General features: G+C 39.3%; 12 protein-coding genes and 1 pseudogene. 8 read left to right on the top strand and 5 right to left on the bottom strand.

Annotated elements, in window-relative coordinates; genetic code table 11:
• Positions 1-26: 26 nt before the first annotated feature.
• A complete protein-coding gene (locus GQR93_RS09285) occupies positions 27-1,973 on the bottom strand; it encodes an ABC-F family ATP-binding cassette domain-containing protein (protein WP_187117465.1) in 1,947 nt (648 codons plus the stop codon).
• A gap of 223 nt (positions 1,974-2,196) precedes the next feature.
• Here GQR93_RS09285 and GQR93_RS09280 point away from each other — a divergent pair, with 223 nt between their 5' ends.
• The 4 genes and pseudogenes from GQR93_RS09280 to GQR93_RS09265 all read left to right on the top strand — a co-directional run bounded on the left by GQR93_RS09280 (position 2,197) and on the right by GQR93_RS09265 (position 7,200).
• The gene (locus GQR93_RS09280; protein ID WP_003554624.1) at positions 2,197-2,829 is read left to right on the top strand and encodes a redox-sensing transcriptional repressor Rex; all 633 of its coding nucleotides are present in this window, start codon (positions 2,197-2,199) and stop codon (positions 2,827-2,829) included.
• Between the two features lie 368 nt (positions 2,830-3,197).
• Complete coding sequence (gene groES, locus GQR93_RS09275) at positions 3,198-3,482, top strand: co-chaperone GroES (protein WP_187117464.1); 285 nt, start codon at positions 3,198-3,200, stop codon at positions 3,480-3,482.
• Between the two features lie 70 nt (positions 3,483-3,552).
• A complete protein-coding gene (gene groL, locus GQR93_RS09270) occupies positions 3,553-5,169 on the top strand; it encodes a chaperonin GroEL (protein WP_003554619.1) in 1,617 nt (538 codons plus the stop codon).
• Positions 5,170-5,356: 187 nt separating this feature from the next.
• A pseudogene (locus GQR93_RS09265) lies at positions 5,357-7,200 on the top strand (APC family permease).
• Positions 7,201-7,900: 700 nt separating this feature from the next.
• On the opposite strand, the gene GQR93_RS09260 reads toward GQR93_RS09265, so the two are convergent.
• The 3 genes from GQR93_RS09260 to GQR93_RS09250 form a co-directional block, all read right to left on the bottom strand.
• Positions 7,901-8,149, bottom strand: coding sequence for a transposase (locus GQR93_RS09260; RefSeq protein ID WP_035444810.1), 249 nt, complete (start codon positions 8,147-8,149; stop codon positions 7,901-7,903).
• 219 nt (positions 8,150-8,368) lie between these two features.
• On the bottom strand, positions 8,369-9,538 hold the full coding sequence (locus GQR93_RS09255; RefSeq protein ID WP_003555409.1) for an IS110 family RNA-guided transposase: 1,170 nt from the start codon (positions 9,536-9,538) through the stop codon (positions 8,369-8,371).
• 469 nt (positions 9,539-10,007) lie between these two features.
• Positions 10,008-11,366, bottom strand: a complete 1,359-nt coding sequence (locus tag GQR93_RS09250; RefSeq protein WP_065493295.1) for an MFS transporter — start codon at positions 11,364-11,366, stop codon at positions 10,008-10,010.
• Positions 11,367-11,792: 426 nt separating this feature from the next.
• Here GQR93_RS09250 and GQR93_RS09245 point away from each other — a divergent pair, with 426 nt between their 5' ends.
• Positions 11,793-12,905 (top strand): glycosyltransferase family 4 protein, encoded by a 1,113-nt coding sequence (locus GQR93_RS09245; protein ID WP_003554611.1) that lies wholly within the window; start codon positions 11,793-11,795, stop codon positions 12,903-12,905.
• Positions 12,906-13,011: 106 nt separating this feature from the next.
• Here the strand turns inward: GQR93_RS09245 and GQR93_RS09240 are convergent, their stop codons facing one another.
• Positions 13,012-13,680, bottom strand: coding sequence for a YigZ family protein (locus GQR93_RS09240; protein ID WP_003554610.1), 669 nt, complete (start codon positions 13,678-13,680; stop codon positions 13,012-13,014).
• Positions 13,681-13,724: 44 nt separating this feature from the next.
• Here GQR93_RS09240 and GQR93_RS09235 point away from each other — a divergent pair, with 44 nt between their 5' ends.
• The 3 genes from GQR93_RS09235 to hpf all read left to right on the top strand — a co-directional run bounded on the left by GQR93_RS09235 (position 13,725) and on the right by hpf (position 16,424).
• Positions 13,725-15,053 (top strand): DEAD/DEAH box helicase, encoded by a 1,329-nt coding sequence (locus GQR93_RS09235; RefSeq protein ID WP_003554608.1) that lies wholly within the window; start codon positions 13,725-13,727, stop codon positions 15,051-15,053.
• A 269-nt stretch (positions 15,054-15,322) separates the two neighbouring features.
• A complete protein-coding gene (locus GQR93_RS15445) occupies positions 15,323-15,739 on the top strand; it encodes a ComF family protein (RefSeq protein ID WP_225430301.1) in 417 nt (138 codons plus the stop codon).
• Between the two features lie 121 nt (positions 15,740-15,860).
• Positions 15,861-16,424, top strand: coding sequence for a ribosome hibernation-promoting factor, HPF/YfiA family (hpf, locus tag GQR93_RS09225; RefSeq protein ID WP_035444809.1), 564 nt, complete (start codon positions 15,861-15,863; stop codon positions 16,422-16,424).
• Positions 16,425-16,485: the final 61 nt, after the last annotated feature.

Genomic DNA, 16,485 nt, shown 5'->3' with positions numbered 1-16,485 from the left:
ACTTTGCTGTTGGTCCTTTTTATGAATTACTCAATATCTTCTAACTGAAGACTCTTTTGCTCCCATTTACTTTCAGTTTCTTTGATTTCCTGATCGACCATTTCAAGTTTCTTCTGAAGATCGGACGCCTTATCTAAGTCGTTAAAAACTTCTGGCTGAGCCATTTGATTTTCAATATTATTTTTACTTTTAGACAGTTCGTCTAACTGGGATTCCAAATCGGTGACTTCGCGATTTAGTTTTCGAACTTCCTTTTGATTTTGTTTATTGACTTCATAGTTCTTTTTATCAGTCGTTGACGTGGTAGCCTGCGCGGCTAATTGAGCGGTTCCCTGTTTTTCCTGCTCATGTTCCTTAATCGCAAGCTGTTCATCTTTTTTATCAACATAGTAATCATAATCACCAAGGTAAAGGGTTGTTCCTCTTTGTGACAGTTCAACAACGGATGAGGCAACTTTGTTGATAAAATAACGGTCATGGGAAACAAAGAGAATTGTACCATCAAAACCATTTAGCGCTTTTTCCAAAACCTCTCGACTATCAATGTCTAAATGATTGGTTGGTTCATCGAGAATTAAAAAATTATTGTGTTGCATTGCTAACTTTGTTAAAAGTAAGCGGGCTTTTTCACCACCGGACAAATCGTGAACCATTTTAGCAACGTCATCTCCAGAAAAGAGGAAGCTGCCTAAAACGCTTCTAATGTCTCCTTCGGCTGTAGTGGGGTGATCATCCCAGACTTCGCCTAAAACCGTTTTGGAAGGGTGTAGTGAGGCTTGTTCTTGATCATAGTACCCAGTGTCAACACCGGTTCCAAATTGAGCCGAACCCTTTAAAAAGGGAATAATGCCAAGAATGCTTTTTAAAAGGGTGGACTTACCAACCCCATTGGGGCCGACAATTGCAATGGCCTGATTTCTTTTGACATCCAAGTTGACTGGTTCTGAAAGAATCTTTGTATAACCAACTGCTGCGTCAGTGACCTTTAAAATGTTGTTACCGCTTTTGGATTTTGGTGAGAATGTGAAACGAACACTTTTACCGTCAGACGTTGGCTTTTCAATTCGGTTCATTCTCTCAAGCTGTTTTCTACGAGCCTGGGCTTGTTTTGTAGTAGATGCTCTCACAATATTTTTATCAACGAAGGTTTGGAGTTTGGAAATTTCAGCCTGTTGCTTTTCATATTCTTTCCAGCGAAGGGAGATTTCTTGTTGCTTCTTTTGGGTGTACTGTGTGTAATTTCCGGCGTAATGTCTTAATGTACCGTTAGCCAGGTCATAAACTTCGTTAACGATACGATCAAGAAAATATCGGTCATGTGAAATAATCAATAACGAACCGCTGTAGTTTTGAATATAACTTTCCAACCAGGTAATCGTTTCGACATCCAAGTGATTGGTTGGTTCGTCTAAAATTAACAATTCAGGTTTTTCAAGTAGTAGTTTTGCAAGTGCTAATTGTGTTTTTTGGCCACCTGAAAGTTCATTAATCGGTTTATCGTACTGGTCCTTATCAAAGCCGAAGCCATGGAGAACGCCACGTATTTCCGCATCATAGCCATAACCATTATGCTGTTCAAAATTGGCTCGAACAGTATCATAAGTTGCTGAAATTTGGTGAAACCTATCCGATTTTGGATCCAGCGTGCTTATTTGAGCTTCAAGTTCATGAATCTTAGTTTCTTGTTCCTTGAGTTTCGCAAAGACTGACGACATTTCTTCATAAATTCCCTTATCGGAATCTAATCCCGTATCTTGCGCCAAATATCCGATTGTGAGATTCTTTTTTGTTGTTATTTGACCGCCATCGATGGACTGCTCGCCGATGATCATTTTAACTAATGTTGATTTGCCGGCACCGTTTCGGCCGACTAATGCAATGCGACTTTTTTCTTGAATTGATAAGTTTACTTTTGAGAATATGTTAATACCATTAAATCTTTTGGTTAAATCTTGGGCTTGTAAGATTATCAACGATCCAGCCACCTTTCTTTTATCCTTATAAGTTTATCATATTGTTGATTTTGAGGCGATTTAGATGGGATGATGTCTCTAATAGTGACATTTCTTTGTTAATTTCAAAGCTAATATTTGAAATGTATTTCACAAGATGGTATCTTATGTTAGAATACTAAGTAAAGAGAGATTCACAAAGTGCTCAGTTAGCAAAATTAATGAAATTTAGGAGGAAATTTTCGTGACAGCTGAAAATATTCCACGTGCGACCGCTAAACGGTTGCCAATTTACTACAGATACTTAAATATATTACATGACACAGGCAAAAGTCGGATTTCTTCAACTGAATTAGCTGAAGCTGTTCAAGTAGATTCTGCTACCATCCGTCGTGACTTTTCATACTTTGGTGCATTGGGGAAGCGTGGATATGGTTATGATGTGGATAGCCTGCTTTCGTTTTTTAAGCAGATCTTGAACCAGGAACATTTAACCAACGTTGCATTGATTGGGGTTGGCAACTTAGGACACGCCCTGCTGAATTTTAACTTTCACAAAGATGGTAATGTTAGGATTTCGGCAGCCTTCGATACTGATGATACAATTATTAATAAGATTGAGGACGGCGTTCCAGTCTATCCAATTCAAGAACTGGCACATCAACTTCAGGAACAGCAAATCCAAGTGATTATTTTAACCGTTCCTTCAAGCGCAGCTCAGGCAGTAACAGATGATGCTGTTGCAGGCGGTGTAAAGGGAATTTTAAACTTTACACCAATCAGACTTTCCGTTCCTGACGATGTACTTGTTCAAAACGTTGATTTAACTAACGAATTGCAAACGTTGATTTATTTTATAGAGAATTTTGGCAAGTAACCATATAAAGCGTCATAAGTGGCAGGGGACAATCTTTATTATGTTGTGAAAGACAAACTTTCACAACATAATGGGAGTCTCTTTATTTTGTGTGTCAGCAATATATTTGTGAGTGATAGAAAAGAGGTCAAGACAGTTATCGTCCTGATCTTTTTTTATATTTAGCGCATGATGACGTTGGCCTTTAATCTCCTGACGCTATTGTAACAAGAATTGATCGCATTGATTGAAAAACGCTTGAATATTGCAATGTTTATGAAAAATCCTTGCAATTCCGCTCAAAAAATAATATATTATAAGCAGTGATTAGCACTTCTGTCATATGAGTGCTAATGATGCTAAAAATTGTTGTAAATGGAGGGACTAACGTGTTAAAACCATTAGGAGATCGCGTAATTATCGAAAGAGAAGAAGAAGAGGAAAAAAACGTTGGCGGCATTGTTTTAGCTGATAACGCTAAGAAAAAGCCTCAAACAGGTACAATTGTTGCCGTTGGGGAAGGCCGCGTTTTAGATAACGGTCAAACTGTTGCCCCAGTTGTTAAAAAGGGTGACAAGGTTATGTTCGATAAGTACGCTGGTACGGAAATTGAAGATAACGACAAATCCTATTTAGTTTTGCATGAAAAAGATATCGTCGCAATCGTCGAATAATTGAATTGCGGATAATTGATTCAACAATTTAATAATTTAATCAAAATAAATTTTTGAGGTGAAAATTGGAATGGCTAAACAAGTTAAGTTTTCTGAAGACGCTCGCAGCGCAATGCTTAAAGGTGTTGATAAATTAGCAGATACGGTTAAAGCTACAATTGGTCCTAAGGGTCGTAATGTTGTTTTGGAACAAACAGCTGGTACACCAACAATTACTAATGATGGTGTGACAATCGCCAAGGCAATTGAACTACCTGATCATTTCGAAAACATGGGCGCAAAGTTGGTTTCTGAAGTTGCTTCAAAGACTAACGATGTTGCCGGTGATGGGACAACGACCGCAACTGTTTTAACACAAGCAATCGTGAACGAAGGCATGAAGAACGTGACTGCCGGTGCTAACCCTGTTGGTATTCGTCGTGGTATCGAAACAGCCACTAAAACTGCTGTTGATGCACTTCACAAGATGTCACATGACGTTAAAACAAAAGATGATATTGCACAGATTGCGTCAATTTCATCAGCTAATCCAGAAGTCGGTAAGTTAATTGCCGACGCAATGGAGAAGGTTGGTCATGATGGTGTCATCACAATCGAGGAATCACGTGGTGTTGAAACCAGCTTGGACGTTGTTGAAGGTATGCAATTTGATCGTGGCTATATGTCACAATACATGGTTACCGATAATGACAAGATGGAAGCAGATCTTGATAACCCATACATTCTTGTAACTGATAAAAAGATTACTAACATTCAAGATATTTTACCACTTCTTCAAAAGATTGTGGAACAAGGTCGTTCACTTTTGATCATTGCCGATGATATTGGTGGAGAGGCATTGCCAACACTTGTTTTGAACAAGATGCGTGGTACCTTTAACGTTGTCGCTGTTAAGGCTCCCGGCTTTGGTGACCGTCGTAAAGATCAACTCCAAGATATTGCCATGTTAACTGGTGCTACTGTCATCACTGACGATCTTGGATTGAACTTAAAGGACGCAACGCTTGAGCAATTAGGTCAAGCCAACAAGATCAATGTCACAAAAGATTCTACTACAATTGTTGACGGATCAGGTTCAAAAGATCAAATTTCACAACGTGTTTCAGAAATTAAGACTCAAATCGAAAAAACAACATCAGACTTTGACCGTGACAAATTAAAGGAACGTCTTGCTAAATTGTCAGGTGGAGTTGCCGTTGTTCGTGTCGGTGCAGCTACTGAAACCGAATTAAAGGAAAAGAAGTACCGAATCGAAGATGCTTTGAACGCCACTCGTGCAGCTGTTGAAGAGGGCTTCGTACCTGGTGGTGGAACTGCATTGATTAATGTTATTCCTGAAATCGCCAAGCTTAAGGCTGATGGCGACGAAGCAACTGGTATCAACATTGTTCGTCGAGCACTCGAAGAACCGGTTCGTCAGATTGCCGAAAACGCTGGTGTTGAAGGTTCAGTTATCGTTGAACAGTTAAAAGACGAAAAGCCTGGCATTGGTTATAATGCCGCAAATGGTAAGTTTGAAGATATGATCGATGATGGTATTGTTGATCCTACCAAAGTTACCCGTTCTGCACTTCAAAATGCTGCTTCTGTATCTGCTTTGCTTTTGACTACTGAAGCTGTTGTAGCCGATGAGCCTCAGAAGGATGCACCTGCTGCTCCAATGCCACAACCTGGTATGGGAATGTAATTTTAAGATAAAAATAGTCGCTATAGACAAACAAATTGAGCGTCCGAGCTTGTCGGGCGCTTTTTGTTGTTGTATGGTATTAGTGACTATTTTATGTACATAATCAATACTTGTATTTAATGGTAAGATGGACTATTATTTTATGGTTCACCATGAATGGTAAATATTATAAAAGGAGTAACTATTTATGTGGCGATATTTAAAACGGCTTTTAATTGGTAAGCCGCTAAAAACCACTGACGAAGGCGGCCAAGCTTTAACAAAGTTTAAGGCCTTGGCATTATTATCATCAGACGCGCTATCGTCAGTCGCTTATGGTACTGAACAAATTACCACCATCCTGATAACATTATCAGCCGCTGCATTGATGTATCAGATCTGGGTTGCAGCGCTTGTGTTGGTTCTATTGGCTGCAATTACACTATCATATCAGCAAATTATTCATGCTTATCCGTCTGGTGGTGGGGCCTACGTTGTTGCCAGTACAAATTGGGGTGAACGAGCCGGTTTAGTAGCCGGTGGTTCATTATTGGTTGACTATATGCTAACCGTTGCCGTATCAACGACTTCCGCTACTGAAGCGATTACTTCGGCAATTCCCAGTTTATATTCTCATCAAGTGTTAATTTCATGCCTAATTGTTGTGGGAATTATGTTGTTGAATTTACGTGGTATCCGTGAATCGGCTTCTTTTTTGACGCTGCCGGTCTATCTGTTTATCGTCATGATCTTGGTAATGATCATTTATGGTGGCTACAATATTTTAAGTGGCCATATTCAATATCATGCTGCTGCACATATCGGTGCGCCTGTTGAAGGGATGACGCTGGTTCTGTTCTTTAGAGCTTTCTCATCCGGTTCTTCTTCATTAACCGGTGTTGAAGCCATTAGTAATGCGGTTCCGAATTTTAAAAAGCCAAAAAGTCATAATGCATCTGCAACATTGGCAATTATGGCGACTATTTTGGCATGTTTCTTCGGTGGAATTACCTATATGAGTTACTACCTTGGAATTGTACCAAATGGTCATGAAACGGTTCTTTCACAAATTGGTGTTGCTGTTTTCGGTCATGGGATTATTTATTATGTTCTTCAGCTTTCAACTGCCATGATTTTGGCGGTTGCTGCCAATACTGGTTTTTCAGCTTTCCCAATTTTGGCTTATAATTTGGCAAAAGACAAATTTTTGCCGCATGCTTACCTGGATAAAGGCGATCGACTCGGCTATTCCAATGGTATTATTTCCTTGGCTGTCGGAGCAATTGTCCTGATTCAGATCTTCGGAGGTCGAACGAATTCTTTGATTCCGTTGTATGCTGTTGGTGTTTTCATTCCATTCACGCTTTCTCAATCCGGTATGATCATTCATTGGTATCGTCACCGTGGAAGAAGCTGGCAATTAAAGTCGGTGATTAATTTTATTGGGGCTTTTATTTCGCTGGCATTAGTTACCTGTTTATTTTTACTGCGTTTTCCAAATGTTTGGCCATATCTAATTGTGATGCCGATTCTTCTTCGAATTTTTTACAAGATTAATCGTCATTATAAGCGGGTTGCCGAACAGCTGCGGGTTGTTGAAGAGGATACCCAAATCACCGCAACACATCATTACGATGGCTCTACGGTCATTGTTTTGGTAGGTGGTGTTATACCAGGGTTACCGCTAATGCGATCAGCTACGCACAGTCAATTGGTGACTATGTGATTGCCATGCATGTTTCATTTGACTCCAACCCTGAAAAAGAGCATAAGACTTCTGAAGAGTTTAAAAAGGAATTCCCAAATGTTCGATTTGTTGATATCCATTCATCCTATCGTTCAATCGCACAGCCAACTTTACGATTCTGTGATGTCATCGCTAAAAGGGCGGCTGATCGAAACTACTCTACGACGGTCTTGGTACCACAATTTGTGCCTAAACATCGTTGGGAAAATCTTTTGCATAACCAAACTAGCTTGAGATTACGGACAATTTTAAATTCACGTCAAAATATTATCATTTCCACCTACAACTATCACTTAAGAGAGTAGCTTTAATTTCAAGGGGGATAGGAAGTTTAGGCGTAGCAAAAAATAATACTAATGTAATTAAAAGATGAAGTGAGATTTTTTCTTATTCTGGCTGGACCTTTGTAATTACATCATCTAACAAACAATTATTTTTACTTTTTGATCATGGTGAAGTTAAATGATGCTTAAAAGTTAAATATGATTAAATGAAATAAAGGCTGTTTGTCAACTGTTGTTGGTAAATCTGAAGATTAAAGCCCTGATCACTTTGTGATTAGGGCTTTTTTGTTTTAACTATAAAAGCATACAGGAGTTCTAAACCGAAAGAAGTTTCGGTAACTAGAGCTGGCTCGCTTAATGACTTTGATTCTATTATTAGTTCCCTATAAAAGACTATTGGAATACTGAGTGAAAAGTATGATAGATTTCTTCGTGATGAGTTTAAAGTAATTCAGACATGTTGGCCATTTCCTTAGAACGGCCTGCCATGTTCCAGAAGGTTGCATTGTGATTAGCCCAGTCTTCGTGTTGAATAGCGGTTCGCACGTGATCTAGGACCTCGTAAGTTTGGTTCAGTTCGGAGTCGAGGGCAAATAGGTTGTGGACGATTTCGGTGGCAGTGAGCCAGTAAGAAAAGTTGGTACATTTATGAAAATATTCAAATCCATTTGTTCAGAAGAAACCAGTAGTAGCTTCCAGTAGCGCTTGAGCGTGAAACTCACTAGAAGATGTCGCAAACTAATCTAACTCCGGTTTTATTAAAGACGCGGTTAAGCGCGTTGATGATATGGAATTTATCCACAACTAGGATGGTGTTGGGGAATACTATTTTAGCCAGTTTAAGATAGGTATAATTCATGTCGGTCACGATAACTCTGTCCCATTCTCTAGCAGTCTGATCAAACCGGTAAAAGTATTGATGAATGGTCCGAAACGGCAACAGGTCAATTAATTCATGTAGGGCATCCATGACTAGTTTTGTGCTCTTAATGCCCTCCATCAAGACGATTTTTGGTAGATAATGCTAGTTTGGCTAGTCATCTTAAACGACCATTCAGACGAATAACCTCATCGCTTTGTCTGGTGCTATCCCCCAACTTTTATAAGAAAGTAACCTAAAAAAGGACATACTAACCTAACGGTAGTCAAATACCGAAAAAATTAGTATAATTTAGTTAGGTAAAGTATTTTATTGACCAACGAGCGCTTTCGCTCGTTGGTCTTTTCTATACTCTTGATAACTTGAACCAGTTTCAATCATGGCATAGGTAATCCTAAGCAGTTTATGAGCTAATGCGACTACTGCCTTTTGCGCACTCATATGACCTTTTAAACGATAGAAAAAGTCTTTTAATCCAGAGCAGGTTTGTCTTTTCGCACCTAGCGCTGCGGTTACCAGGGCAGTTTTCAAATAAACATTTCCATGCAAAATGTGACTGCTTTTGGATTGGCCAGCTGATTCATAATTTCCAGGACATAGGCCAGCCCAAGAAGCCAAATGATGAGCGGTCGGAAACGGGCTTACATCTGTCCCAACTTCGGCGATCACAATTTGGGCAATGTGTTTACTAATCCCTGGAATGGTTTGAAGCCGAAGATACAATTCTTCAAGTGGTTGAAGTTGTTCTTCAATTAGTAATTCCAAGGCATGAATTGCCTGTTGAACATCTGCCAATAATGCAAGTTCAATCTTTAAAATTTGGCGATCACTAGGAGACAGACTGCCGTCTAAAGCAGCGACAATCATTTCCGGTTTAGCTTTTAGCTTGGCGTGCATACATTTAGAAACTGTTTGCAGGTTAATCGGTTTTCCTTGGATTAATAAAACTAACAATTTCTGGCCAGAACTACCAAAAATATCCGTTACATAGGTCGTTAACTTAATGTTTGACCGTTGAAGGATATTATGAATCTTGTTTTTAATACTCGTAGCCGTTTCAGTTAGGGACTTGCGTGTACGAGTTGATTCGCGCAATTCTTGAATTGGCCGTGGTGGAATAAAACTAGCAGCGACTAATCCCAACCGAGCTAATTCGGCGATCCATTCCGAATCCTTTTGATCAGTCTTTTTACCCGGAATATTTTTAATAATTCTGGGGTTACATAAGACCATTTTGAAACCATAAGGTTCCAAAATTTGCCAAACCGGCCGCCAATACTGACCGGTACTTTCCATTAAGACGACTTCAACTTCCTTTTCTAACAGCCAGTTCGCGCATTGACGCAATTCGGGTGATGTTGTTCCGTAACGCCGACTGTTCTTCCGGGGCTTTTGATCAGCTCGACCAATTAAAGTGGTGAGGGTGATCTGTTTTTGGTGTACGTCGATTCCACAACACTTCTCTGTAATGACATCCATGTCAGCACCTCCATTTAGAATAAAAGTTGGCGGTTAACCTTACAGCCTTGAGGAATGAAATTTTATAAGCGTGCTCGAAGCAACAATGGGTTAATCTCGAGGACCGAAGGGCATCGGTTTTATATTCGGGCTTATTAGCACCAAAAAGATAACGATGTACAATGAAACCGCCTTCACCTATATTATACAAAGGAAGACGGTTCTTTTCATTGATGGTTACGAGGAAAAGCGAAGCGCTCCTCGGAGAGTTTTATATGATTATCTTTTATGCCTAGTAACCACTTGGTAGTTACTTTTAATGAACGAACAGGGAATGTCCTCTTTTGTGTAACAATGTAAAAAAATAAAGATCCTGCTAAATCAGCTATTAAGGCTGACTTGGCAGGATCTTCGTACTTTAGGTGAGAAAAAAGGAATTGAATTCCATTTTAATTCTTTTGAAACTATGAGTAGTTGAGTTAATTATAAATTACTTTTTAATTGGTTTTTTAATAAATGCAAAAATCGCTAATGAAATAACTACCATAATCAGAAGTACCCAGTAAGTTAAAGTGAAGTTTTGGGTTAAAACAGCCCCATTGGATAACGTGACTTTCTTTGGATCCAGTGGATTACCGGAAGCCATTAAGAAGCCAATGATAATGGCACCGATTCCGAATCCTTGGTAGATCATTGAATAATTGCGTGACGTATTTTTTAATCCAAAGTAATCGGAGACATAAGTTGGAAATACAGTAATGTTACCACCAAAGCAGAAGGCCATTGCGATAACAACAATGTACATCATCGCCATGCTCATTGAGCCGGGTTTCGTCATCAACAAAGCAATCAGCGAAAGCAATTGAATGATATAAGTGATGAAGAACACGGTTTTTCGTCCGGTAATATCGGATAACCAGCCCATGAAGAATCGGCCAATGGTATTAGCAAGTGCTACGATCGCTACAAATGTTGCAGCGGCACTTGTACCACCCCAAACGGCAACTTCATTCGGAGCTTGTGTCCAAGCAGCAGCCATATTGGTAACGGCGGCACCCAAGAGTCCCATAAACATAACAGCGGTTGTTAGGCAGAAGAACATCATATAAGCTTGAGATGTGTGTAACATTTCAGACGTTGTAAAGTTCGTTTTGTCTACTTCTGCAGGCTTATTAGCATCATTTGATGGAATAGCCATATTATCTGGTGCATCCTTTAAGAAGAAGGATCCAACGACTGCCAAAATCAATGCCAGAATTCCCCACCAAAGAAGAACTCTGCCAATGTTGTCGGCGGTAATCGCACCATTACCACCAGCAATAGCCATGTCGATATATTTAAAAATAAATGAGCCAAGACCATAACTGGCAACACTGATTCCTGAAATTAATCCCTTTTTCTCTGGGAACCACTTGATTGCGTTAGTGAGTGTTGTTAAATAAAGCACACCGTTCATTGCACCAAGTAAAACACCACCAAACAGCCATAACATCCAAATTGACGAGCCTTTACCAATCGTCATTAAACCTAAAATGGATAGGCCATAAATAACGGATGCACAAAGGCTAACCACTTTAATGCCATACTTCTTAGCAAGTGGAATTCCAGCCAACGTTGCTAGTGACAAGCAGAGCATGCCAAGCGTAAAGGTAAAACTAACAGAGCCCGCAGGGAGCCCTCCGACAATCTTTTTCACCCCATCAACGACCTGAACAACACCGCCGGATTTCATCATAAATCCATTGTTAAAAATTGACCAAGCGTAGAATGATCCGGCAGATACTTGAATAAGGATCGTTCCGAAAATGATTAACCAACGGTTAGTTGTTCCTTTACTACTATTTTCCATAATACTTCCCTTCTTTCATTTCGAAAGCACTAATTTTATGAACTTGCTTTCACATTTTATCTTAACACATGGGAATAGAATTTGGGTATTTTTCAACAGAAATTGTTAAACAAAATACAAGTGCCAGTATGGGCGAAGAGATGTTGACAGCGTTTACAAGAGTTTGACGATGATTTTATACATTACGTTATAGTCCGTTAAATTCCTTTTTTTATTCTATATTTGTACATATATTAAATCTTATTAGAAAAATTGACAAAAAAGGTCTTTTTATCAATTTGAAATGTGAAGAGTTTTGCAATCTTTGAGTGTCATTGAAAAATGAGTTCCTATAATGGTCTTAAATCATCTCGGGTTGTTTTTATGAAACTGCGTCTGTATAATTGATTTGATAAGAAATGTAAGGAAGTAAGCGAGGTTTCAAATTTGAAATTCGAAATCATTGTGTCTTTATTTGCTACTATGATAATTTCAGCTGTTTTAACACCATTTATTAGAAAACTGGCTTTTGCAGTGGGGGCCGAAGACCGACCAAACAAACGGCGGGTTAACAAGATTCCAATGCCAACAATTGGTGGACTTTCTATTTTTATTGCGTACACGTTTTGTACAATGGTTCTTCTACGTGATCAGTTTCCAACCAGAATTCTCTGGGGAATTTATGGAGGAGAAACGATTATAATTCTGACGGGAATTATTGATGACATTTTTGTATTGCGACCACGTCAAAAAGTGTTGGGGATTTCAATTGCTGCCTTGTGGGTTTATTTTTTTGCCGGCGTCAAGATGACGACCATTACACTACCTTTTTTTACGCTTCACCTAGGATGGATGAGCTTACCGGTCACTTGGATTTGGATTTTGGCAATTACAAATGCGGTTAATTTAATTGATGGGCTAGATGGTTTAGCAACTGGTGTGTCAATTATTGCGTTGACCACGATGGGAATCACCGGTATGTTTTTCTTGAATGTTGGTAATATTTTTGTATCAATTATGATTTTTGCATTGGTTGCTTCCTGTGTTGGTTTTTTGCCATATAATTTCTTTCCGGCACGCATTTATTTGGGCGATACAGGTGCACTATTTATCGGATTTATGATGTCTGTTTTCTCACTATTCGGATTGAAAAATGCCACTTTCATTACACTTTTGATTCCTGTGATGATTTTGGGTGTACCAATCACTGACACGGTTTATGCCATATTTAGACGCTTGTTGAACCGCGAACCAATTTCACATGCTGATAAGAGACATTTACATCATCGGTTAATGCAGATTGGTTTAACTCATCGTCAGACCGTGTTGGTTATTTATGGGATTGCGTTGATTTTTTCGTTTATTTCGCTACTATATCCAATTTCTACTTTATGGGGATCAATTCTGTTAACAATTGCCGTTTTAATTGGGTTAGAGTTATTTGTCGAAACAATCGGTTTGGTTGGAGAAGATCGTCAGCCATTATTGAATGGTATTAAAAAGTTGGTTAAGGATACGACCAGTAAAGAAAATCATGGAAAAGAAGAAAATAAACCCTAATTTTTATTGTGCTTACATACGTTAAAAACTAGTTGGTAAAAAATAAGCAGGTTTTCTAATCGTTCAGGGTGGTGATACACCACATAGGAATGGCCAGAAAGCTTGCTTATTTTTTGTGTTCTGTTTTTTCTCGTTTGTCTCGAGAAAAGGGTTCTTCAAAGATTTTATCATTTCCAATTTTGAATGTGACATTGCCACTGAGTAAATTTATGACTTCTTCCTGGAATTCCTTTAAGCCATTTTCGGCCACAGGTACCGTGATCTGAACCTGAGCACCATAGTCCGTTCTTTCGATTGGGACCTCATTGGTACTCAAATAATATTTAAGGGGATCGAATTGATTATAGTCGATTGTGATAATGAGTTCCCTCTTTAAAACCAGCTTTACAATTCCGACTGAATCAATGGTACTTGAGGTTGCATTACTATAGGCCCGAATTAAACCACCAGCCCCCAACTTGATGCCCCCAAAGTATCTTGTGACGACAGATAAAACATTATGGAGTTGATTCATTTTTAAAGCTTCGAGAATTGGCACGCCAGCAGTTCCGGATGGTTCACCATTGTCACTTTCGCGTTGAATGTGATCGTCGTCACCAAGAAGGTAGGCATAACAATTATGAGTTGCCTTTGCATTTGTTTTGCTAACTTCTGCAATTAACCGTTTTGCATGGTCTTCGTCATTAATTCTAGCTAGTGTACAAATGAAGCGGGATTTTTTGATCACAATTTCATGTATCCCGTTCTTTTTGATGGTTAGTGATGGATTTGTCAAAAATATCCCTCCTATATTTTCGTATTTAGTTACGAGGTGTTTACATGATTAATCATATATCAGAGTTGTTTGGACGCCAAATCAATAGTTTAGAATTGTCGCCAACAATTAAGCAAAACGCAATGGTAACATTTCGACCGGCCATTATCATAACAAAAGGCAAAATTCGTTGCGCTCGTTGTCATGCAAAGCTAAAGCCGGTGGAAGCCAGATTACCGTACCATCATTATTATTGTTATGTGTGTATCCAGATGGGGCGGATGGATACGCGCCATTCTTTAGCGACCTTCCCAGAGCCAAATAAATTTCCGGTTATCGAGTCGCCAATGTCGTGGCGGGGGCAACTGACCGATTTACAGCAGCAGTGTGCGAACCAAATTGTAAAAATATTTGAAAAGAGGCAGCGCCATCTTTTGTGGGCGGTTACAGGTGCCGGAAAAACGGAGATGCTCTTTCCTGCGATTAGCTGGGCAGTCTCCCAAGGACTGCGGATTGGTATTGCGTCACCAAGAGTGGATGTGTGCATTGAGCTTTTTCCCAGAATTCAATCGGCGTTTAAGAAGGTTTCCAGCATTTTATTGCACGGAAAGACAAAGCAACATTATCAATATAGTCAAATCACAATTTGTACAACTCATCAATTATTAAGATTTTACCATGCATTCGATGTCATGGTTATTGATGAAGTTGATGTATTTCCATTTTCTGGTAATGATATGTTGCACTATGCTGTCCAAAACGCGATTAAACCGGGTGGTGGGATCTTATATCTGACCGCAACTCCTGATGATGTTTTAATGCATAAAATCAAGCGAAAAGAAATATCGGTTAGTTATCTGCCGATTCGATACCATGGTCACTTGTTACCAACAGTCAAAATAGTTAAAAATCAGCATTTAAAAAGACTGGTTGATCAAGGCAGACTACCTAAATCTATCCTGCAGATGATTAATCGTTTGGTTAAACAAAAACAGCGTTTCCTGCTGTTTGTACCCAGAATTAGGGATTTAACCTTGGTAAGTAGTGCGCTGGAGAAAGCTAATATTAACTGTACCTATTTGACAGTTTATTCGGCTGACCCACAAAGGCTGGAAAAGGTAACTGCTATGAGAAGCCAGGCCGTTGATTTTTTGATTACAACAACTATTTTGGAACGGGGGGTTACTTTTCCTGGAATTGACGTTATGGTTTTAAAGGCTGACGATGAGGTGTTTTCCGCATCTGCATTGGTTCAAATTGCCGGTCGGGTTGGGCGAAATAGTGCGCGGCCAACAGGACAAGTGATTTTATATTGTGAAACTAAATCAAAAACGATCAAATCCTGTGACCGTCAAATCAAAGAAATGAATCGAAGAGCGAGGGAGATCAAATGACTTGTTTGCTGTGTCAAACAGTACTGTCTTCTGAGTTAACGCTGCCTAAGATCTTTTCGTTTCAGAGATTAAATAATTCGAAGGTTTGTCGTAAATGTTTCAATCGATTCGTAAAGCTGTCAGACATGAAAACGTGTCGGTATTGTGGGCGAAGAATTTTTGGTAACTTGAATGACCCATGTCAAGATTGCATAAAGTGGCAGCATTATTTTAAAAAGCCGTTTGCTAATCGGGCACTTTTTGAATATAACGATGCGATGAGAGCATACATGAAGCAGTACAAATTTCTTGGAGACTATCGATTAAGAAACGTGTTTAACCGGCTAATCGTTTCTGAGTTAAAGGCAATGCGTTGTCCGGTTGTTGTCATTCCGGTTAATGAAAGCACCCTTCAAGAACGCGGTTTTAATCAGGTCTTGGGGTTGTGTGAAGGTATTCAACCAGTTAACTGCCTCCGTACACGACAAGGAAAAAAAGAAAGCCGCCAATCCGAAAAGAATCGATTGCAGAGGCTTAATGTTAATCAGCCGTTTGAATTGATTGATCACGAGAGTGAATTGATCAGGGAAAAGACGATTGTAGTCGTGGATGATGTGTATACAACCGGAACAACAATTCGACATGCCGCAGGTTTGTTATATCGTGCAGGAGCTCGATGTGTTAAGGGCTTCACGCTTGCTCGTTAAATTAATCGGACCTGATGATTGTTAAAAGACGAACTTTCATTTATACTAAAGTTGTAGCCAGTAATGAAATCACTTTCATTGCTGGACCATTAAACCATTAATGGTGAAGGGAGAGAACGTTATGCTAATTTTTAACATTCGTGGAGAAAATATTGAGGTAACTCAAGCGATTCGTGATTATGTCGAAAAGCGAGTCAGCAAACTGGAAAAATACTTTGAAAAGGACATGAAGAATACTGCTCATGTCAATCTGAGGGTTTATCCAGATAAACAAGCTAAAGTTGAGGTAACGATTCCTTTACCATTCCTAACATTACGAGCTGAAGAGCTTTCCAATGACTTGTATGCCAGCGTTGATTTGGTAACTGACAAACTCGAACGTCAAATTCGAAAATACAAGACAAAGGTTAATCGTAAATCTCGTGAGAAGGGCTTCAAGAATTTGGAATTCGTCCCAAATGATGATCAAACGACTTCTGATTCGGATGATAATCAGTCACAGTTCGATGTTGTGCGAACAAAGCGTTTGGCCTTAAAACCAATGGACAATGAGGAAGCAATTCTTCAAATGGACATGTTGGGGCACGATTTCTTTATTTATGAAGATGCCGATACATCAAACATTGATATTGTTTACCGTCGTAATGATGGTCGCTATGGTTTGATTGAAACCGGCGAAGAATAAATAATGAGAGACTTCCCTTTAGGCGAACTGGATGACAAAGCCAGCCGACTAAAGGGAGTCT

Origin of the sequence: Lentilactobacillus hilgardii (genome assembly GCF_009832765.1) — a bacterium.
Lineage (GTDB): Bacteria > Bacillota > Bacilli > Lactobacillales > Lactobacillaceae > Lentilactobacillus > Lentilactobacillus hilgardii.
Note: the sequence above shows the minus strand (reverse complement) of the source record. Positions and strands in the feature narration are given on the sequence as shown.